Here is a 21,618-nt window from a genome sequence, read left to right as displayed (position 1 = left end):
GGTAGTAGAATATTTAAAACCTATATGATATAATATTTAGGATTGCGAACAGGAATATCTAGACCGAGACCACTGAAAAGTACATTTGCCTGATAAATGTGTTTTTCAGTAGTTTCGGCAGCTCCTGTTTTGCAAGAAATGTATATCTAAGAATGATAAAGGAGAATCATATGTATAAGAAGTTTGAAATGGAATTAGCTGGAAGAACTCTGCGCGTTGATGTTGACAGAGTTGCAAAGCAGGCCAATGGTGCAGTCTTAATGCATTATGGAGATACGACCGTATTATGTACGGCAACAGCATCTGAAAAACCAAGAGAAGGAATTGATTTCTTTCCTTTAAGTGTTGAATATAATGAAAGATTATATTCTGTTGGAAAGATTCCGGGAGGATTCAATAAGAGAGAGGGAAAAGCATCTGAGAATGCAATCCTCACCTGTCGTGTAATTGACCGTCCGATGAGACCGTTATTCCCAAAGGATTACCGTAATGATGTTACTTTGGAAAACCTTGTATTATCTGTAGATCAGGATTGCTCTCCAGAATTAACAGCAATGTTGGGAGCTGCTATTGCAACATGCATCTCAGACATCCCGTTTGATGGACCGATCTCTACGACTCAGGTAGGTCTGGTTAATGGAGAATTTGTATTTAATCCGACGGCAGAGCAGAAAGAAGTATCTGATCTTGCGTTAACAGTTGCTTCTACAAAAGAAAAGGTTATCATGATTGAAGCCGGAGCAAATGAAGTTCCGGAACAGCAGATGATCGAGGCGATTTTTGCTGCACATGAAGTGAATCAGAAAGTTATTGCTTTTATTGAAACAATCGTAGAAGAGTGCGGTAAGCCAAAACATGAATACGAAAGCTGTGCAGTACCGGAAGAATTATTTGCTGCAATCAAAGAAATCGTTCCGCCTGAGGCGATGGAAGAAGCTGTATTTACCGATGAGAAGCAGGTAAGAGAAGAAAATATCCGACAGATTACAGAAAAATTAGAGGAAGCATTTGCAGACAATGAAGAATGGCTGGCTGTGCTGGGTGAAGCGGTATATCAATATCAGAAAAAGACGGTTCGTAAGATGATCTTGAAAGATCACAAGCGTCCGGATGGAAGAGCAATCGATCAGATCAGACCGCTTGCTGCAGAGATCGACCTGATTCCGAGAGTTCATGGTTCTGCAATGTTTACACGTGGACAGACTCAGATCTGTACAGTTACAACACTTGCGCCACTTGCAGAAGCGCAGAGACTGGATGGACTGGATGAATCCGAGACTTCTAAGAGATATATGCACCACTATAATTTCCCGTCTTACTCTGTTGGTGAGACAAGACCGTCCAGAGGACCTGGTCGTCGTGAGATCGGACATGGTGCATTGGCTGAGAGAGCATTGGTACCGGTACTTCCAAGCGAAGCAGAATTCCCATATGCAATTCGTACCGTATCTGAGACATTTGAATCTAATGGTTCAACTTCTCAGGCAAGTATCTGTGCATCTTCTATGTCACTGATGGCTGCAGGTGTGCCAATCAAATCCGCAGTTGCAGGGATCTCTGCAGGATTGGTAACAGGAGAGACGGATGATGATTATCTGGTGTTGACAGATATTCAGGGGCTGGAAGACTTCTTCGGCGATATGGACTTTAAAGTAGCCGGTACACACAAAGGTATTACCGCAATCCAGATGGATATCAAGATCCACGGCTTGACAAGACCAATTATTGAAGAAGCTATTGCTGCAACAAAGAAGGCAAGAACCTATATTCTGGATGAAGTAATGTCAAAGACAATCGCCGAGCCAAGACCAGAAGTAGGCCCATACGCACCGAAGATCATCCAGATGCAGATCGATCCACAGAAGATTGGTGATGTTGTAGGTCAGCGCGGTAAGACAATCAATGCGATTATTGAACAGACAGGCGTAAAGATTGACATTACCGATGACGGAGCAGTATCCATCTGCGGAACAGACGCAGATAATATGCAAAAAGCCCAGAGACTGATTCACATTATTGTAACAGACTTTGAGGCCGGACAGGTATTAGAAGGAAAAGTAGTCAGCATCAAAGAATTTGGCGCATTCCTGGAATTTGCACCAGGAAAAGAAGGAATGGTACACATTTCAAAGATTTCCAAAGAAAGAATCAACCATGTAGAAGACGTATTGACATTAGGCGATGTAGTCAAAGTTGTATGCCTTGGAAAAGATAAGATGGGCAGAATGTCATTTAGTATGAAAGACGTAGCTGAATAAAAAAGTGTTAAATGGGGACGTAGTATTTTTGCAAAATACTACGTCCCCATTTGCAATATGCGGTGTACCCAAATGAAAAGATTTAGACGAAAAGTCTATGTCTTTTTTTATTTTGGCATAAATGTTGGATTGGAACATATATTGAGTTAAAGAGGTGGACAATGATGCAAGAGAATCGAATATTAAGTGTTTTACCCCGCAGCATTCGGGTGTTGATCGGTAAAGAACATCTGCAATATGAGTATTTGCAGGAGATTAAACTACGTGTGGAGAAGCCGCTGCTTCTGGTTTACCGCGGAGAGGAGATAATACCTGGCAATCAGCGGGGCAAGCCTTATATCGTTACCAGGGAAGACATCAGAGAAATGCTGGAATATATCAGTAATTATTCTTTATATGCATATGAGCAGGAAATGAAGCAAGGATATATTACGATTGAAGGAGGACATAGAGTTGGAATGACAGGACAGGCAATCATTGAAAATGGAAAAGTAAAGAATTTAAGATATATTTCGTCAATTAATCTGAGAATGTCTCATGAGATTCTTGGATGTGCGGATCCGATATTTCCGTTTATAACGTATAACAAAAAATTGTACCATACATTGATCGTATCACCGCCGCGGTGTGGAAAAACAACTCTGCTAAGGGATATGATCCGACAAATTTCCAATGGAAATGGATGGATAAACGGAATGTCAGTTGGAGTAGTAGATGAGCGCTCGGAACTCGGCGGATGTTATATGGGAGTAGCACAGACTCAGCTTGGAATCCGTACGGATGTATTGGACTGCTGCCCGAAAGCAGAGGGTATGATCATGTTGATTCGTTCCATGGGGCCGGAAGTGATTGCGGTGGATGAAATTGGAACGGCAGAGGATGTACATGCTATTGAATATGCCATGCATTGTGGATGTAAGATGCTGGCAACCGTGCATGCAGATTCTATGGAAGAATTACGGAAGAAGCCTTTGTTTGATCAGATGGTGGCTGAAAAACGGTTTGAACGGTATGTATTGCTGGAAAACCGGGAACATGTAGGACAGGTAGAAGGAATCTATGACAGCAGAGGAACTCTTTTGTATCGGGAGACGTTACAAGTGTCATGATGTTGAAAGTTATAGGAAGTCTGATTGTTATAATGATATCTGCCTGTGGAGGAATTGTGGCTGCAGAGCACATTCGGGATCAATATGAACAGATGAGATATCTTCAGAAGTTGATCTACCGGCTCCGTAGTGAGATCTTTTATTCTAGAGCATATCTGGGCGAAGCATTTCAGCAGATTGCAGTATCATCCAAAGAGCCATACAAGAGTTGGATGAAGCAGCTGGCGGAACAGACAGAAAGAAGAACCGGAGGGGTATTTTCAATCATATGGGAAGAAAACACACGAAAATATCTTGCAGATGCCGGACTTCCGAAAGATGTTCTGGATAGATTATCGGCACTGGGCGGACAATTTGGAATTGCAGATATTGAGATGCAGGTCCGGACGCTGGATCTTTATCTGGAAGAATTGAATCTGTCTATGGAAGAACAACATGAAACGATGAATTCAAGAATCAGATTATATCGTTGTCTGGGTGTCATGAGTGGAATCTTTGTTACGATCCTGCTGATATAAAGGAGGCATAAATGAGTATAAATCTAATTTTTAAGATTGCGGCGGTTGGAATATTGGTATCAGTACTGTGCCAGGTCTTAAAACACAGTGGGAGAGAAGAACAGGCATTTCTGACAAGTCTGGCAGGTCTGATACTGGTGCTGTTTTGGATTGTACCATATATATATGAATTGTTTTCTTCCATCCGGCAACTGTTTTCGTTATAGGAAAGAAGGGATACATATGAATATGCTGCAGATTGGGATTCTGGGAGTTGCGGGAACACTTCTGGCAGTACAATTCAAAAGTGGAAAATCAGAATATGGTATCTATATAAGCGCTGCGTTGAGTCTGATTATTTTTTCCTGCATTCTTGGACAACTGGATATCATCTTGGATGCCGTGAAAACAATTGGAAATTATATTAAGATGGATCAGTCTTATATAGGCACATTAATGAAAATGCTAGGAATTACTTATGTGGCAGAATTCTCTTCCAGCATCTGCAAAGATTCAGGATATCAGACGATTGCCACGCAGATTGAAATATTCGGCAAACTGGCAGTTATGTTATTAAGCATGCCGATTCTTATGGCGCTTCTGGATACAATCAAGGGGTTTTTGTCATGAGAAAAAGGCTGATTATATGGCTTACGATATTTGAAATCATGGCTGTGTGGATTGGGATTGGAGGTCAGGTATCGGCAGCGGAAACAGAGGAAGAACAAAGCAGACTGAAAGAAGAAATGATAGACCAGTTTGATTTTGAGGATATCAACGATGTTCTGAAAGATTTATTTCCAGAAGAAAAGATGGATTTTAAGGAAACATTATTGGGGATTCTTTCTGGGGATCTGACTTTCTCTGCAGAATTGCTGAATCGGTTATTGGAAGACCAGGTCGGATATGCATTTCGAGTCAGCAAAGACAATCTGATTCATATTCTTCTGATCGCTGTGATTGCAGCAGTATTTACGAATTTTTCCAGAGTTTTTCAAAGCCGCCAAATTGCAGAAATCAGTTTTTATGTCTTATATCTTCTGGTGATTGCATTGACATTAAGTTCTTTTGCAGCTGTAGTAGACTGGGTCAGCGGTGGGATTACAAATCTGACTTCGTTTATGGGAGTGTTTTGTCCATTGTATTTTTTGGCAGTTGCAATTGCAAAAGGTAGTGTTACATCCGTTGCTTTTTATAATCTGGTTTTATTTCTGATTTATCTGGTAGAACTTCTGGTGGCTAATTTTTTACTTCCATTGATACATATCTACATGATGGTAAAAGTACTAAATTATCTGTCTGAGGAAGATTATCTCAGTAAGTTTTCGGAGCTTATTGAACTGGGCGTATCTTGGATCTTAAAAACTTTATTAGCGTGTATTATAGGGTTAAATGTAGTTCAGGGGTTGATTAATCCGGCTATTGATACGGTAAAACGAAGTGTCGTTACACGCAGTGCAGAGGCAATTCCGGGAGTTGGAGATGCAATCGGCGGAATCACAGAAGTTGTGCTAGGGACAGCGGTTTTAGTAAAAAATGGTATTGGCATGACTGGAGCAGTAATCTGTATTGCCCTTTGTGTTGTGCCAATGCTTCAGATTATATGTATTATATTTTTATACAAATTAATGGCAGCCTTGATCCAGCCAATCTCTGATAAACGAATGGTGGGGTGTGTAGAAACAGTCAGTGAAGGATGCCATCTCTTATTAAAAGTCTTATTTACGACAGGAGTTTTGTTCCTTCTTACAATCGTTGTAGTGGCAGCAACAACGGGAAATATCTAAGGTGATGTGATGTTTGAATATCTGTATCAATGGATGGAAAATCTTGCGTTTTATATGGTTATGATCACAGCGGTTATGCATATTATTCCTGATAAGGGATATCAACGATATCTGCGCTTCTTTACGGGGCTGGTCCTGATTATTATGCTGGCTGCGCCGATAGTGAAACTCTTGGGAATGGAGAGCAGTTGGGAAAATCTATACGAGAATGATGAATATTTGACTCAGATTGAAAAAATAGAGAATTCCACAGATTATCTGGAAACAATTAATCCGGAAGAATATCTGAATGAAGTTCAGAAGGAATATCAGGATGATAACGAAAATGAAGAAGGCAGTGAAGAAAATATGGAAATTGATGTGGAGGAGATAAGAATTGGAAGATAAGAAGAAGTGGTTTAAGATTCCAAAGGATTTCTCAATAAAAAATATAAAGAAAGATCAGCTAATGATTATTTTTTTGGTGGGAGTTCTTTTACTTGTCATTGCTCTTCCTACAGAACAAAAGAAAGAACAATCGGATACTTATGAAGAAGAAACGGTTTCAACTGCAGGAAGCGGAATTGATACCGAGCAGGATGTGTATCTTTCGAAACTAGAAAGGCGGCTGGAAAATGTCTTATCACAGATGGAAGGAACTGGCAAAGTCACGGTTATGATTACTTTGGAGTCTTCTGCAGAGAAAGTGGTGGAAAAGGATATAGAGGCGGACAGCGAGACGGTTACGGAGACAGACAGTCAGGGAGGGACACGTACAACGCAGAACAGTACGCATGGAGAAACCACTGTATATAACGGAGACAATACGCAGAGTCAGGAGCCCTATATAAGTAAAGAATTAAGCCCTCAGGTAGAAGGAGTAGTTGTTCTTGCGGAAGGTGGTGATAATGCAGTCGTGAAACAGAATATAACTGAAGCTGTCCAAGCATTATTTGGAATAGACACGCATAAGATTAGGGTAATGAAGAAAAGTTAAAAAATAAGTGGCATGGTAGGAGGATGAACAGTGAAACGAATTTTGAAGAAGAACCAGATTATTATTGCAGCATTGGCTGTTATGATCGCAGCGGCCGGATACTTGAATTATTCCGGCAAAATATTTGGTGAGAAAAATGATGCAGAACAGACAAATGCAGAATTGGCGAATCAGGAACTTTTGGATATTTCGGAGGAAGATCTGGAAAGTTCAGCGGGTGATATCGAAAGTCAGGACAGTGATGCAGGTGACAGCGTAGACGGAACTCCAGGGGAAGCAGTACTTACAAGCGGAGAGGCAAGCGGTGTTGTGGCAGAAGCGAAGGTAACCAGAGAGCAGGTGCGTGCAAAGAACAAAGAATCTTTGATGGAAATCATAGATAATGAGAATCTAAGTGATGAACAGAAACAGGAAGCAGTCAATCAGATGGTAGCAATGACTGAATTGGCAGAAAAAGAAGCAGCGGCAGAGACATTGCTTGCATCCAAAGGGTTTGATGAAGTTGTCGTCAGTTTAACAGCCGATACTGCGGATGTAGTTGTCAATGCCGCAGAATTGAGTGATGCGAATCGGGCCCAGATTGAAGATATTGTTACCAGAAAGACCGGAGTGGCAGCGCAGAATATCGTAATCACGCCTGTATATAATGAAGGAAAATCGGAATAAATCATGAATAGATTAAGGAAATCCATTTCGGGTTTCCTTTTTTATTTTATGCATCCGAAGGAAGCTGACAATGGTGGATTCGGGATTCTTTGATAGATTCCGAAAATTCGTAATTGAGGAATGAAAAAAGGTGTGTTATACTGACTAATAGCGTGTAAAAACGGTTATATTATTTATAGGAGTGTTTATATATATGTCACAGATTACGAATGAAGTAAAGGAGCAGATTAAAAAAAGAAGAACATTTGCAATTATTTCCCACCCGGATGCCGGTAAAACAACATTGACAGAAAAGTTCCTGTTGTATGGAGGAGCCATCAATCAGGCCGGAAGTGTCAAGGGAAAAGCCACTGCAAAGCATGCCGTGTCTGACTGGATGGAAATTGAGAAGGAAAGAGGTATCTCTGTTACGTCTTCCGTATTGCAGTTTAATTATGGCGGCTATTGTATTAATATTCTGGATACGCCTGGACATCAGGATTTCTCGGAAGATACTTACCGTACCCTGATGGCGGCTGATTCTGCGGTGATGGTCATTGATGCATCGAAAGGTGTCGAGGCACAGACCAGAAAGCTGTTCAAGGTATGTACTATGCGTCACATTCCAATTTTTACATTTATTAATAAGATGGATCGTGAGGCGTTGGACACATTCGAGCTTTTGGATGATATTGAAAGCGAGCTTGGAATTGCAACCTGCCCGGTAAACTGGCCGATTGGTTCAGGTAAGGAATTTAAAGGGGTTTATGACAGAGCAACGAAGAAAGTAGAACTTTTTTCCGATACCCATAAGGGAACAACACAGGGTGAAGTAAAGAAGATCGCAATCGATGCCCCTGAGATTACAGATTGGGTGACAGAAGAACAAAGGGAGAAGCTTGAAGAAGAGATTGAACTTCAGGATGGTGCCGGTGCAGAATTTGATCAGGAATTAGTCAGTAAAGGCGAATTGTCACCTGTATTCTTTGGATCAGCACTTACAAATTTCGGAGTAGAGACATTTTTACAACATTTCTTAAAAATGACGACTTCACCGCTTCCAAGAATGTCTGATCAGGGGGCGATAGATCCGATGGAAGAATCAGAATTCTCTGCATTTGTATTCAAGATTCAGGCGAATATGAATAAGGCACACAGAGACAGAATTGCATTTATGAGAATCTGTTCCGGTGAATTCGAAGCAGGAATGGATGTATTTCATATACAAGGCGGCAAAAAAGTACGGCTTTCTCAGCCACAGCAGATGATGGCAAGTGAAAGGAAGATGATTGAAAAAGCATATGGTGGAGACATCATCGGTGTATTTGATCCGGGAATCTTTTCCATTGGAGATACTCTGACGACATCCGGTGATAAATTTGCATATGAAGGAATCCCGACCTTTGCGCCAGAACATTTTGCAAGAGTGCGTCAGGTAGATACCATGAAGAGAAAGCAGTTCATCAAAGGTATCAACCAGATCGCTCAGGAAGGTGCAATCCAGATATTCCAGGAATATAATACAGGAATGGAAGAAATTATCGTTGGAGTAGTTGGTGTTCTCCAGTTTGATGTACTGAAATACAGACTTGAGAATGAATATAACGTAGAGATCCGTCTGGATACTCTGCCATATGAACACATTCGCTGGATAGAAAATACAGATATTGATCTCGATAAACTCACTGGAACTTCAGATATGAAGAAAGTAAAAGATCTGAAAGGACGTCCGTTACTCCTGTTCGTCAATGACTGGAGCATCCGTATGACATTGGAAAGAAACAACGGACTAGAATTATCCGAATTTGGCAGATAGGGACACGGTAAATTTAATTTGGGACGGGGGAAAATGAAAAAACCCCCGTCCCCACTTTGCAAATGTGTATAAATTTGATATAATAAAATGAATTGTAAGATGAGACAGGAGGTTTCTAGAATGAGTAAAGAAGAGAAAAGTACGTATACAATAAAAGCTGACGAGAATCTTGGAGAGGTTAAGATCGCAGATGATGTTGTATCTATCATTGCCGGTCTTGCAGCGATGGAAGTGGACGGTGTGTCATCAATGGCCGGGAATGCGACCAGAGAGTTGATTAGCAAGTTGGGAATGAAGTCTCTGTCTAAAGGAGTAAAAGTTGATGTACTGGAAGGAATTGTTACCGTTTCACTGGCGCTGAACCTGAAGTATGGGTATAGTATCAAAGAGACTACAGCTAAGGTGCAGGAGAAGGTAAAAGCGGCAATTGAAAATATGACAGGTCTTGAAGTTGCTGACGTGAATATCCGTGTGGCCGGGGTAGATGTGCCGGAGGAAGTATAAGTGAAGAGAACAGAGTTAAGAGAACATATCTTTAAGGTATTGTTTGGAGTAGAGTTTAATGCAGAGCAGGAAATGCCAGAACAATTACAGCTTTATTTTGAACAATTAGAGGATGCCAGGGAAAAAGATCTGGATTATATTCGAACCAAATCATCTAAAATTGCGGAGAAGATTGCGGAAATTGATTCGTTGATTAATGAGCATACTACCGGATGGAAGACCAGTCGAATGAACAAGGTGGATCTGACGATTCTCAGACTTGCTGTATATGAGATGAAGTGGGATGAAGATGTACCGACAGGCGTAGCAATTGATGAGGCAGTAGAATTAGCGAAAAAGTATAGTAGTAATGAAGGCCCTGCTTTCATAAATGCTGTGCTTGGAAAACTTGCAGAATAATAAGCAGAGGTAGATAATGGCTCGAAATGTATATACTGTAAAACAGGTAAATGCATATATTAAAAATATGTTTACCCAGGATTATATGCTGAACCGTATCTATGTGAAGGGTGAAGTCTCGAACTGTAAGTATCACACATCAGGACATATATATTTTTCATTAAAAGATGAGTCTGGAACGATTGCCTGTGTTATGTTTGCAGGGCAGCGAGGCGGACTCTCTTTTCGTATGAGCGAAGGTCAGCAGGTAGTGGTTCTGGGATCGGTAAATGTCTATGAGCGAAGTGGTTCCTATCAGCTCTATGCCAGAGAAATTCATCTCGATGGAGATGGGCTTCTCTATGAACGTTTTCAGATGTTGAAGAAAGAACTGGAAGAGATGGGTATGTTTGCGCCTGAGTATAAAAAGCCGATCCCGGCCTATGCCAGACGGATTGGTGTAGTAACGGCTTCCACAGGAGCCGCAATCCGGGATATTATGAATATTACTGCGCGCAGGAATCCTTATGTCCAGCTGATACTATATCCTGCCCAGGTACAGGGCGAGGGAGCAAAGGAAAGCATTGTACGAGGAATCCAGATGCTGGAAAAAGCAGATGTTGACGTAATGATTGTGGGCCGTGGCGGTGGTTCGATAGAAGATTTGTGGGCATTTAATGAAGAAGAAGTTGCCAGAGCAATCTTTAACTGTAGTATTCCGATAATCTCTGCGGTTGGTCACGAGACGGATACTACAATTGCAGATTATGTGGCTGATCTTCGGGCACCGACTCCGTCAGCAGCTGCAGAATTGGCGGTCAGTGATGTTCGGCAGACCGAGCAGCGATTGCAGGAATATCAATTCAAAATGAATCGACTTCTGGCTCAGAGGATACAGATGGAACGCCTTCATCTGAAAGAACTACAGACAAGGTTAAAATATCTACATCCACGTTACAAATTACAAGAACATCAGCAAAGAATCGTGGAATTAGAAGATCGACTTCGGGCGTTGATGGATGGGAAGGTCAGAGATGCCAGACACAGGATGGCTATTTACATGGAGATTATGAAAGGATTATCGCCGATTCAAAAGCTGAATCATGGTTTTTCGTATGTAGAAAGTGAATCAGGAACTGTTGTTAAAAGTATTGAGCAAGTGCGTCCGCAGGATCTATTGTCCGTGTATGTGACAGATGGAGTAATACACGCTGTTGTGGAAGAGGTGAAGGAGGAGCAGCATGGCTAATCAGGCAGAATTACAAGAGGGACAGAATCTGGAAGAACTTTTTGGTCAACTGGAAGATACGATCCAGAAGATGGAAAAAGAAGAAATTTCTCTGGAAGATTCTTTTCAGTTATACCATAAAGGTATGGATCTGTTAAAACAGTGTAATGATAAAATAGACAAAGTAGAGAAAAAAATGCTGATATTAGATGAAGAAGGAGAGACTCATGAGTTCTAAAGATGATTTTCAGATACAAATGAAGCAGAAAGTTCAGAATATCGAGGGTATCTTACAGGAATATCTTCCGAAACAGAAGGGATATCAAAGCGTCATAATGGAAGCGATGAGTTATAGTCTTCTGGCTGGTGGAAAGCGTCTGCGGCCAATGCTGATGCAAGAGACATACTCTTTGTTTCAGGGAACTTCCAAAGCGATTCAGCCATTTATGGCAGCAATTGAGATGATACATACTTACTCTCTTGTGCATGATGATCTACCGGCGATGGATAATGATGAGTATAGACGTGGAAGAAAAACAACGCATGTGGTCTATGGAGAAGATATGGGAATTCTGGCGGGGGATGCCTTGCTTAATTATGCATTTGAGACTGCTTTTAAAGCTTTTGTGTCAGATCCAGAAGATGGACTTTTGATTGGAAGAGCATTGACGGTTTTGGGAGAAAAGGCCGGAATATATGGTATGATCGGCGGTCAGGTGATTGACGTAAAAGAGACAGGACATGCCGTGACCAAAGAGGTGTTGGACACAATCTATGAATTGAAGACGGCAGCGTTGATAGAGGCATCAATGATGATTGGTGCAATCTTGGCTGGTGCTACTGAGGAAGAAGTAAAAAAAGTGGAAAAAATTGCTCATTATGTAGGAATTGCTTTTCAGATTCAAGATGATATCCTGGACGTGACTAGTACAGAAGAAGTGCTTGGAAAGCCAATTCACAGTGACGAAAAGAATGAAAAGACGACGTATGTCACATTAATGGGAACAACTGAGGCGGGAAAGGTCGTAGAGGAGCTTTCGGAAAAAGCAATTGGACTTTTGCATCAGTTATCAGGAGAAAATAAATATCTGGAACAGTTGTTGATTCAACTGATTCACAGAGACAAATAGAGGGGAACCTGATTATGTTAGAACGTATACAAAAGGCAAATGATATTAAAGAACTGAATCCAGATGAGTTAGATCAGTTAGCGGAAGAAATCCGACATTTTTTGATTGAAAAGATTAGTAAGACAGGTGGTCATCTTGCATCTAATCTTGGGGTCGTGGAATTGACAATGGCTATGCATCTGGTCTTTCAGCTTCCAGAAGATAAGATTATCTGGGATGTCGGTCATCAGGCTTATACACATAAGCTTTTAACCGGAAGAAAAGAGGGATTTGATGATCTGCGTAAATATGGAGGAATGAGTGGCTTCCCTAAGCGCAAAGAAAGTGCCTGTGATGCGTTTGATACCGGGCACAGCTCTACATCTATATCGGCAGGGCTGGGTTATGTTCATGCCAGAGATATCAAAGGAGAAAAATATCATGTTATCTCAGTGATCGGAGATGGTTCACTGACTGGAGGAATGGCGTATGAAGCACTGAATAATGCGTCACTTCTAAAGACTAATTTTATAATTGTATTGAATGATAATAAGATGTCGATATCAGAAAATGTAGGAGGAATGTCTAAGTATCTGGCAGGACTTCGAACAGCAGATATCTACACTGGCTTAAAAAAAGGAGTAACCAATGCACTGAATAAGATTCCTGTGGTAGGAGAACATGTAATTGATCAACTCCACCGGACAAAAAGCAGTATAAAGCAGCTAGTCGTTCCTGGTATGTTTTTTGAAGATATGGGAATTACTTATCTGGGGCCGATCCCTGGACATAATCTATCGATGCTGTGTAAAGCATTTCATGACGCACAGAAGATAGAGGGACCTGTACTGCTTCATGTGATTACCGAAAAGGGAAAAGGATATGAACCTGCAGAAAAACAGCCTGATAAGTTCCATGGAATTGGACCATTTCAGATTGAGACTGGAGAACCAGAAAGTCCCAAAAAGAGAGATAGTTATACGGATGTCTTTGGTAAAGTCCTTTGTGATGAGGCCAGAAATCATCCGGATATTGTGGCGATTACGGCAGCTATGACGGATGGGACTGGTCTAAAACGATTCCGACAGATGTATCCAGAACGTTTTTTTGATGTTGGAATTGCAGAAGAACATGGAGTTACATTTGCAGCAGGTCTGGCAGCCGGAGGAGTGCATCCGGTATTTGCTGTGTATTCTTCCTTCCTTCAGCGAGGATATGATCAGCTGATTCATGATGTAGCACTTCAGAATCTTCCGGTTGTTTTTGCTGTTGACCGTGCAGGATTGGTAGGCAGTGATGGAGAGACGCATCAGGGAATCTTTGACTTGTCTTATTTAAGTAATATTCCTAATATGGTAGTCATGTCGCCGAAACACAAATGGGAGTTAGCGGATATGCTTCGGTTTGCATTGTCTTATGATGGACCAATTGCGCTTCGGTATCCAAGAGGAAGTGCTTATGATGAATATGAAGATTTTCGAGAACCGATCATGCTTGGAAAGAGTGAGATGATTTATGAAGAATCAGAGATTGCAGTTGTATCTGTTGGTCATATGTTCGAAGACGCGGTAAAAGTACGGGAACAGCTGAAAATGGCAGGATATTCTTGTACGCTTGTGAATGCAAGATTTGTAAAACCGATTGATGAAGAAATGATTCGAAAGCTTGGCAAGAATCATCGTTTGATTGCAACGATTGAGGAAAATGTGCAGACGGGTGGTTATGGCGAACATGTGTTGGAGTATGTATCCAGGGAAAATTTAAATGTAAAAGTACTTCCACTGGCACTTCCAGATGACTATATAGAGCATGGAAGTATTGAAGTATTACGGAAAGAAACTGGAATTGATGTTAAGACGATGACCAGAAGAATTCAGGAACTATATGATAAAATGTGGGAGAGAGTATGAAAGAACGTTTAGATGTATTACTTGTAAAAAGAAATCTTGCTCCGTCGCGTGAGAAGGCGAAAGCAATCATAATGTCAGGCAATGTGTTTGTGGAGGGTCAACGGGAAGACAAGGCAGGTACGACTTTTGCAGAAGAAGTTCAGATTGAAGTGAGGGGACATACACTTCCGTATGTGAGCAGAGGCGGTTTGAAATTAGAAAAAGCAATTAAGAATTTCGATGTAAGCGTGGCGGGAAAGGTCTGTACTGATGTCGGATCTTCTACTGGCGGGTTTACAGATTGTATGCTGCAGAATGGAGCAGTTAAGGTCTTTGCTATTGATGTTGGACGTGGGCAGCTTGATTGGAAGCTTCGACAAGATGATAGAGTTGTATGTATGGAAAAGACAAACATTCGTTATGTGACACCAGAAGATATTGGTGAACCTGTTGATTTCTCATCTATAGATGTGTCGTTCATTTCACTGACTAAAGTGCTGTTGCCAATCCGTAATTATCTTAGAGAGAAAGGACAGATTGTTGCTTTGATTAAACCGCAGTTTGAGGCGGGAAGAGAAAAAGTTGGAAAGAAAGGTGTAGTACGGGAGAAAAGTACACATTTGGAAGTAATAACAACTGTTATTGAGTATGCGTTATCTATTGGTTTTGATGTATTGAATCTGGAGTTTTCGCCAATCAAAGGACCAGAAGGAAATATAGAATATCTGGTTCATTTGGAAAAATGTGAGGGCTCCGGGGAAATAACGGGCAATGTTGACATACAGGACATTGTAGATCAGGCATTTGACACTCTTGCAAAAAATTAAGGGGAAAGAACACAGATTATGGACAGGTTTTTAATTGTTACAAATGACGGAAAAGATAAAGATCACGCTATTACCAATCAGATAATGAATCTGTTGGAATCTGCTGGAAAAGAATGCATTTTATGCAAAAAAGATGAAAATAAAAAGATTATTCGGGATTCCGTGCCAGCTGAAATCGGATGCGCAATCGTGATTGGGGGAGATGGCAGCCTGATTGAAGTGGCTCGTATGCTTTGGAAACGAGAAGTACCGATTTTGGGAATTAATATGGGAACACTTGGTTATCTCACAGAGGTTGAAGTAACACATATCGATGAAGCTTTTCAGCAAATGTTGAAAGGCGACTATACATTTGAAAAACGAATGATGCTGCAAGGGATCTTTGATGACGGAAGTTGTGATGTCTCCTTAAATGATATTGTGGTATCCCGTAAAGGAGAGCTGCGAGTTATTCATTTTCGATTATACGTGAATGGGGAATTGTTGAATTCTTATGAAGCAGATGGAGTTATATTGTCGACACCGACAGGTTCCACTGCATATAATTTATCGGCTGGAGGGCCAATTGTTGAGCCGACTGCATCATTGATCGTAATTACACCGATTTGTTCTCATGCGTTGAATACAAGCAGTATTGTATTGTCAGCAGAAGATGAGATTGTAATTGAGATCGGTGAAGGCCGTAATGATTCGGAAGAAGAAGTATTTGTTACGTTTGACGGAGCAGATACGGTAGTCCTTAGGACCAAAGACAGAGTCACGGTGAAAAAGTCAGAAGCATCTACAACGATTATGAAGTTAAGTAATATCAGCTTTTTGGAAACATTACGTAGAAAGATGAAAGGAAATTAGCGTCATGAAAGTAAACAGACATGCAAAGATTATTGAACTAATTAATAAAAATTACATTGAAACGCAAGAAGAATTAGCAGAATATCTGAACAAAGAAGGTTTCAAAGTGACGCAGGCAACCGTGTCCCGTGATATCAGAGATCTGAAATTAACGAAAGTGCCGGCTGATAATGGCAAGCAGCGTTATGCAGTACATCAGAGCGCTGAAAACGGCATGAGTGAAAAATATATTCGTGTATTGAAAGATGGATTCGTGTCCATGGATATGGCACAAAATATACTTGTTATTAAAACGGTGGCTGGAATGGCAATGGCGGTATGTGCAGCAATTGATGCTATGAAATGGAATGAAGTTGTAGGGAGTATTGCCGGAGATGACACGATTATGTGTGCGATCCGAAGTGTTGATGATACTATAAAAGTGATGGATAAGATTAGTAAGATTGTCTTATAGGAGGCAGAATGTTACAGAGTTTGCATGTAAAAAATCTTGCACTGATTGATGAAATAGAAGTGGAATTTAAAGATGGACTGAATATCCTTACCGGGGAAACTGGTGCAGGAAAGTCTATTATTTTAGGGTCAGTGAATCTGGCACTTGGAGGAAGGTATTCGAAAGATATTTTGAGGCAAGGTGCGGAATATGGCTTTGTAGAATTAACATTTCTGGTAGAAAATGAACACCAGAAGGAAAAGTTGAACAAGTTAGATATCTATCCGGAAGATGGGATGGTGACACTTAGTCGACGCATGATGACTGGAAGAAGTGTCAGCAGAATCAATGGCGAGACAGTGTCAATCGGCCTTTTGAAAGAAGTGGCAGCGATTCTGATTGATATTCACGGACAACATGAGCATCAGTCTCTGTTGTATAAAAAGAATCATCTTGGAATTGTAGATGCATTTGCCAGAGATTCAATCGGTGAATTGCGGCAAAGGACCGAGAAGGCATATAAGGAATATAAAGCTTGTATAAAAAAACTGAATGAGATGCAGACGGATGAAGCTCAGCGCGCGAAAGAACTCTCCTTTCTTAAGTTTGAAGTGGATGAGATCCACAATGCTGATCTTCAGCCAGGAGAAGATGAAGATCTGGAGGTTTTATATCGTCGAATGACGAACAGCAAGAGAATCGTAGAATCAGTGAATGAAGCATATACATACACTAGTGAGGGAAATGATAATGCCAGTGAAGCATTGAGCCGCGCGATTCGTTCTCTTTCAGAAATCGCTGAATACGATGCAAAAGCTTCAGAACTGTATGAACAGTTGGTTGAAGTAGACAGCCTGTTGAATGATTTCAACCGTGAGCTTTCAGAATACAGCAAGACTTGCGAATTCTCTGATGAAGAGTTCTATGAGACGGAAAACCGTCTGAATGAACTGAATCATCTAAAGACAAAGTATGGTGACAGTATAGAACAAATCTGTGATTATTGTAAAAAGCAGGAAGAGAGGATTCGGATTCTGGAGGATTTTGACCATTATCTTGAAGAGTTAAAAGAGCAATGTACGCAGGCGGAAAGATCTTTTGAAGAATCGGCAGAAAAATTGTCAAAACTTCGCAAGGAACAGGCATTCATCCTGGAAACATCAATTGAAGAAGGACTTAAGGATCTGAATTTTGAGGGTGTTCAGTTTAAGATTCAGTTCGAGAAGACTAAAAATTATACTTCAGAAGGAATTGATGATATTGAATTTATGATATCTTTGAATCCTGGACAGCCGTTAAAACCTTTGGCGAATGTTGCATCCGGCGGCGAATTATCCAGAATTATGCTTGCCATCAAGACGGTTATGGCAGAGCGTGACGATATTGAAACATTGATTTTTGATGAAATTGATGTGGGAATCAGCGGAAGAACAGCACAAAAAGTCTCTGAAAAAATGGCTGTAATCGGAAGAAAACACCAGGTAATCTGTATTACGCATCTGGCACAGATTGCAGCAATGGCGGACCATCATTACATGATAGAGAAGAAGACACAAGAAGGAATTACCAGAACGAGTATCTTCCCATTGGATGAAAAAGAATCTATTCATGAGCTGGCAAGAATTCTTGGCGGAGCAAAAATCACAGACACTGTGATTCAAAGTGCTGTTGAGATGAAAGAACTTGCGAATCAGATGAAGTAAAACAGAGTAAATTATTGAAAACATCACATAATAAGATAGATATCCAAAATGGATATCTATCTTTCTTTTTGTCTGATAATAAGTAAAGTGAGGTTGTACGATGAGAAAATACTGGTATCGAAGAATTCTGATTATGATTACAACATTTACGGTTGCTATAAGCAGTGGATATTACATGAATGAATATCAGCAGAATAAATTACAGCAAGAAGTAAATGCAGAGACGGCTTCTGGTAACATGGTGATTCCCGGCGGGATGCCGATAGGAATCTATCTGGAGACAGAAGGCGTTATGGTGCTGGGAACAGAACCAATTACAGGGGAGGATGGGATGGAGTATGAGCCCGGAGCCCACCTTGTAAAAGCAGGAGATTATATTGTCGCTTTGGATGATCAAGAGATTCGCGATAAGGAAGAATTACAGGAAGCTGTCAAACATTTGGACAAGAAAGAGACCATTCTGAAAGTTAGAAGGGATGACGAGTATATTGATATAAAATTAAAACCAGTGTCATGTGGTCAAGAGGGATATAAACTTGGAATCTGGGTCAAAGATAATGCGCAAGGGCTGGGGACCATCACTTTTTTAAATGCAGACAGTCGCTTTGGAGCATTAGGACATGGAATTCATGATGTGGATACCAATACGCTGTTAGAAATTGACAATGGGACCGTATATGAGACCAGTATCAAAGATATTAAGAAAGGAGAAAACGGAACACCTGGCGGCATGGAAGGTATTATTGTTTATAATAATTATAATGTACTTGGCACTATAACTGAAAATACTGATTGCGGGATATTTGGAACAATTGATCGTATTGATTCTCTTTTTACGGATCTTAAACCGATGGAAACTGCATCAAAAGAAGAAATCGAAGTAGGACCGGCAGTTATACGGTGCGCTGTTGAAGGCGAAGTAAAAGATTACGAGATTCGTATTACAAAAATCGACAAAGGAACGCAGGAGATCAATAAAGGAATTGTCATTGAAGTGACAGATGAAAAACTTCTTGAAATCACAGGCGGAATTGTCCAGGGAATGAGTGGAAGTCCGATTATTCAAAATGGAAAACTTGTGGGTGCAGTAACACATGTGTTTGTACAAGATGCTACAAAAGGATATGGTGTATTTATCGAAAATATGCTGAAAAATGTCAAATAATAAAAAACTTGTCGATTAGAGTCAAGTTTTTACGACAGCAATTTCTTGATTTGAGATATGTCAAATTATATAATCAAACTCGACGGTTTTTGATGTAAGAGAAGGAGGCATCACAGAAAATGGGAGAGATAAATGTGGCAATAGCCGACGACAATGAAAGAATTCTGGATCTGCTTGACGAAATAATAAGCAGCGATAAGGAATTACGACTGGTCGGGAAGGCGAACAATGGGGAGGATATGTACCAACTGATCAAGGAAAAACAGCCGGATGTAGTTCTGCTTGATCTGATTATGCCGAAAATGGATGGATTGAGCGTAATGGAGATGATCGGAAATGATAAAGAATTGAAAAAACATCCTGATTTTATTGTTGTAACAGCAGTTGGACAGGAAAGAATTACAGAAGATGCCTTTAAAAGAGGTGCAAGTTACTACATTATGAAACCTTTTAATAATGAAACAGTATTAAATAGGATTAAACATGCCAATGAGATTATTCGCCATGAATTAAAACCTCAGAATATGGTGAGTCAACAAGAAGAAGTAAAGCCGGAACTTCATCTGGAAACGAAGGTCACTGATATGATTCATGAAATAGGGATACCAGCACACATCAAAGGATATCATTATCTCAGAGATGCGATCATGATGGCTGTAGAGGATATGGATGTACTGAATGCAGTTACAAAAGTCCTCTATCCCACCGTAGCGAAAAAGCATCAGACAACTGCAAGCAGAGTGGAAAGAGCAATCAGGCATGCTATTGAAGTTGCCTGGAGCAGAGGAAAATTAGATACGTTAGATGATTTGTTTGGATATACAGTAAGCAATGGAAAAGGAAAACCCACAAATTCCGAATTTATTGCATTAATTGCGGATACAATTAGATTAGAATATAAAAATTGATTGGTACTTTTCTTCTAAAAAAAAATACGGTATAATATATTTATATTTGTGAGGTTTGGAGGAAAAGTTATGAAAAAAATACTATTTGCAGCGTCAGAATCAGTACCTTTTATAAAAACGGGTGGGCTTGCGGATGTAGTTGGTTCTCTGCCCAAATATTTCAATAAAGAAAAATATGACGTTCGGGTGATGCTGCCAAAATACATGTGTATGAAAGAAGAGTGGATGGAGAAACTTACTTATCATACCCACTTCTACATGGATTTGAATTGGAGAAAGCAGTATGTAGGGGTGTTAATATACGAATATGAAGGAATTACATTCTATTTTATAGATAATGAATATTATTTCAATGGTTTTGCACCTTATGGCGATATGTATGCCGATATTGAAAAATTTGCATTCTTTTCGAAAGCAGTGTTAAGCGCACTTCCATTGATTGATTTCAGACCAGACATCATTCATTGCCACGACTGGCAGACAGGGCTGGTTCCTGTATATCTGGATAATTTCCGTTATGGCAATGAGTTTTATCGCGGAATCAAGACTATTATGACGATACATAATCTGAAGTTCCAGGGCACATGGGATGCTAAGAGAGTAGGGGATATTACGGGACTTCCGGAGTATTATTTTTCCCCGGACAAGTTAGAAGCATATAAAGATGCTAATTATCTGAAGGGCGGAATTGTATATGCGGATAAGATCACAACGGTAAGTAAATCCTATGCAGAAGAGATCAAGATGCCATTCTATGGCGAAAGACTGGATGGGCTGATGAATGCCCGCTCCAATTGTTTGTCAGGTATTGTAAATGGTCTGGATTATGATGAATATAACCCAGAGACAGATACAAAGATTGAGAAAAAATATTCGATCAGCAATTTCCGGCGAGAAAAAGTCAAAAATAAGATTGCTCTTCAGAAAGAACTTAATCTGACTCAGGACAGCCATACGATGTTGATTGGTGTGGTATCTCGTTTGACAGATCAAAAAGGATTTGATCTTGTGGCCTATGTGATGGATGAGCTTTGTCAGGATGCAATTCAATTGGTAGTGCTTGGAACAGGAGAAGCACAGTATGAGAATATGTTCCGCCATTTCGAGTGGAAATATCCAGGTAAGGTATCTGCAAATATTTATTACTCAGATGCACTTTCCCATAAGATATATGCTTCCTGCGATGCATTTTTGATGCCATCTCTGTTTGAACCATGTGGATTGAGTCAGTTGATGAGTCTTCGTTATGGAACGTTGCCGATTGTAAGAGAAACTGGTGGTTTGAAAGATACGGTAGAGCCATATAATGAATATGAAAAGACTGGTACGGGCTTTAGTTTTTCAAATTACAATGCGCATGAGATGCTTGCGACGATACGTTATGCAGAGCGCATTTACTATGATAAAAAGCGTGACTGGAATAAGATTGTTGAACGTGCTATGGCACAGGACTTCTCATGGAATAATTCTGCAAGACAGTATGAGGAATTATACGATAGTATGTAAGAAGTTCGCAAGAGATATGTAGAAGGAC

The 21,618-nt window shown here is 40.4% G+C and carries 23 protein-coding genes; all 23 read left to right on the top strand.

What is annotated here, in order from left to right; all coding sequences use genetic code 11:
- Positions 1–170 precede the first annotated feature (170 nt).
- The 23 genes from ABE613_RS10110 to glgA all read left to right on the top strand — a co-directional run bounded on the left by ABE613_RS10110 (position 171) and on the right by glgA (position 21,590).
- Complete coding sequence (locus ABE613_RS10110) at positions 171–2,258, top strand: polyribonucleotide nucleotidyltransferase (RefSeq protein ID WP_347376298.1); 2,088 nt, start codon at positions 171–173, stop codon at positions 2,256–2,258.
- Positions 2,259–2,422: 164 nt separating this feature from the next.
- Positions 2,423–3,367 carry a stage III sporulation protein AA gene (gene spoIIIAA, locus ABE613_RS10105; RefSeq protein WP_235231556.1) on the top strand — a complete coding sequence of 315 codons (945 nt, stop codon included), beginning with the start codon at positions 2,423–2,425 and terminating at the stop codon, positions 3,365–3,367.
- Positions 3,364–3,885 (top strand): stage III sporulation protein AB, encoded by a 522-nt coding sequence (locus ABE613_RS10100; protein WP_347376297.1) that lies wholly within the window; start codon positions 3,364–3,366, stop codon positions 3,883–3,885. Before spoIIIAA ends, ABE613_RS10100 begins: the two co-directional genes overlap by 4 nt.
- Positions 3,886–3,896: 11 nt before the next feature.
- Entirely contained in the window at positions 3,897–4,091 is a 195-nt protein-coding gene (spoIIIAC, locus tag ABE613_RS10095; RefSeq protein WP_347376296.1) for a stage III sporulation protein AC, read from the top strand.
- A gap of 16 nt (positions 4,092–4,107) precedes the next feature.
- Positions 4,108–4,494 (top strand): SpoIIIAC/SpoIIIAD family protein, encoded by a 387-nt coding sequence (locus tag ABE613_RS10090; protein ID WP_347376295.1) that lies wholly within the window; start codon positions 4,108–4,110, stop codon positions 4,492–4,494.
- Positions 4,491–5,651 carry a stage III sporulation protein AE gene (locus ABE613_RS10085; RefSeq protein WP_235231528.1) on the top strand — a complete coding sequence of 387 codons (1,161 nt, stop codon included), beginning with the start codon at positions 4,491–4,493 and terminating at the stop codon, positions 5,649–5,651. Before ABE613_RS10090 ends, ABE613_RS10085 begins: the two co-directional genes overlap by 4 nt.
- Positions 5,652–5,660: 9 nt before the next feature.
- Positions 5,661–6,038 carry a stage III sporulation protein AF gene (locus ABE613_RS10080; RefSeq protein ID WP_347376294.1) on the top strand — a complete coding sequence of 126 codons (378 nt, stop codon included), beginning with the start codon at positions 5,661–5,663 and terminating at the stop codon, positions 6,036–6,038.
- Positions 6,028–6,627, top strand: a complete 600-nt coding sequence (locus tag ABE613_RS10075) for a SpoIIIAG-related protein (protein WP_347376293.1) — start codon at positions 6,028–6,030, stop codon at positions 6,625–6,627. Before ABE613_RS10080 ends, ABE613_RS10075 begins: the two co-directional genes overlap by 11 nt.
- Positions 6,628–6,657: 30 nt before the next feature.
- A complete protein-coding gene (locus ABE613_RS10070; protein ID WP_347376292.1) occupies positions 6,658–7,293 on the top strand; it encodes a SpoIIIAH-like family protein in 636 nt (211 codons plus the stop codon).
- A 193-nt stretch (positions 7,294–7,486) separates the two neighbouring features.
- Positions 7,487–9,088 (top strand): peptide chain release factor 3, encoded by a 1,602-nt coding sequence (locus tag ABE613_RS10065; protein WP_235231524.1) that lies wholly within the window; start codon positions 7,487–7,489, stop codon positions 9,086–9,088.
- A gap of 120 nt (positions 9,089–9,208) precedes the next feature.
- Positions 9,209–9,592 carry an Asp23/Gls24 family envelope stress response protein gene (locus tag ABE613_RS10060; protein ID WP_235231523.1) on the top strand — a complete coding sequence of 128 codons (384 nt, stop codon included), beginning with the start codon at positions 9,209–9,211 and terminating at the stop codon, positions 9,590–9,592.
- Entirely contained in the window at positions 9,593–9,991 is a 399-nt protein-coding gene (gene nusB / locus ABE613_RS10055; protein ID WP_347376291.1) for a transcription antitermination factor NusB, read from the top strand.
- Positions 9,992–10,007: 16 nt separating this feature from the next.
- Positions 10,008–11,219: an exodeoxyribonuclease VII large subunit gene (xseA, locus tag ABE613_RS10050; protein WP_347376290.1), complete on the top strand. Its 1,212-nt coding sequence runs from the start codon at positions 10,008–10,010 to the stop codon at positions 11,217–11,219.
- Positions 11,212–11,436, top strand: coding sequence for an exodeoxyribonuclease VII small subunit (gene xseB, locus ABE613_RS10045; protein WP_235231520.1), 225 nt, complete (start codon positions 11,212–11,214; stop codon positions 11,434–11,436). The genes xseA and xseB overlap by 8 nt, the downstream gene beginning before the upstream one ends.
- Positions 11,426–12,328 carry a polyprenyl synthetase family protein gene (locus ABE613_RS10040; protein WP_235231519.1) on the top strand — a complete coding sequence of 301 codons (903 nt, stop codon included), beginning with the start codon at positions 11,426–11,428 and terminating at the stop codon, positions 12,326–12,328. Before xseB ends, ABE613_RS10040 begins: the two co-directional genes overlap by 11 nt.
- 14 nt (positions 12,329–12,342) lie before the next feature.
- The gene (gene dxs, locus ABE613_RS10035) at positions 12,343–14,217 is read left to right on the top strand and encodes a 1-deoxy-D-xylulose-5-phosphate synthase (protein ID WP_235231518.1); all 1,875 of its coding nucleotides are present in this window, start codon (positions 12,343–12,345) and stop codon (positions 14,215–14,217) included.
- On the top strand, positions 14,214–15,023 hold the full coding sequence (locus ABE613_RS10030; protein ID WP_235231517.1) for a TlyA family RNA methyltransferase: 810 nt from the start codon (positions 14,214–14,216) through the stop codon (positions 15,021–15,023). Before dxs ends, ABE613_RS10030 begins: the two co-directional genes overlap by 4 nt.
- 18 nt (positions 15,024–15,041) lie before the next feature.
- Positions 15,042–15,875 carry an NAD(+)/NADH kinase gene (locus ABE613_RS10025; RefSeq protein WP_347376289.1) on the top strand — a complete coding sequence of 278 codons (834 nt, stop codon included), beginning with the start codon at positions 15,042–15,044 and terminating at the stop codon, positions 15,873–15,875.
- 4 nt (positions 15,876–15,879) lie between these two features.
- On the top strand, positions 15,880–16,329 hold the full coding sequence (argR, locus tag ABE613_RS10020) for an arginine repressor (protein WP_347376288.1): 450 nt from the start codon (positions 15,880–15,882) through the stop codon (positions 16,327–16,329).
- An 8-nt stretch (positions 16,330–16,337) separates the two neighbouring features.
- Complete coding sequence (gene recN / locus ABE613_RS10015) at positions 16,338–18,011, top strand: DNA repair protein RecN (RefSeq protein WP_235231514.1); 1,674 nt, start codon at positions 16,338–16,340, stop codon at positions 18,009–18,011.
- A gap of 100 nt (positions 18,012–18,111) precedes the next feature.
- Entirely contained in the window at positions 18,112–19,176 is a 1,065-nt protein-coding gene (gene spoIVB / locus ABE613_RS10010) for a SpoIVB peptidase (RefSeq protein ID WP_235231513.1), read from the top strand.
- Positions 19,177–19,295: 119 nt separating this feature from the next.
- A complete protein-coding gene (spo0A, locus tag ABE613_RS10005) occupies positions 19,296–20,084 on the top strand; it encodes a sporulation transcription factor Spo0A (RefSeq protein WP_235231512.1) in 789 nt (262 codons plus the stop codon).
- 69 nt (positions 20,085–20,153) lie between these two features.
- Positions 20,154–21,590 carry a glycogen synthase GlgA gene (gene glgA, locus ABE613_RS10000; protein ID WP_235231511.1) on the top strand — a complete coding sequence of 479 codons (1,437 nt, stop codon included), beginning with the start codon at positions 20,154–20,156 and terminating at the stop codon, positions 21,588–21,590.
- Positions 21,591–21,618 lie beyond the last annotated feature (28 nt).

Source organism: Dorea chungnamensis (genome assembly GCF_039832125.1).
GTDB lineage: Bacteria > Bacillota > Clostridia > Lachnospirales > Lachnospiraceae > JAFBIX01.
The sequence above is the reverse complement of the archived record's forward strand: the minus strand, read 5'-3'. Positions and strand labels throughout refer to the sequence as shown.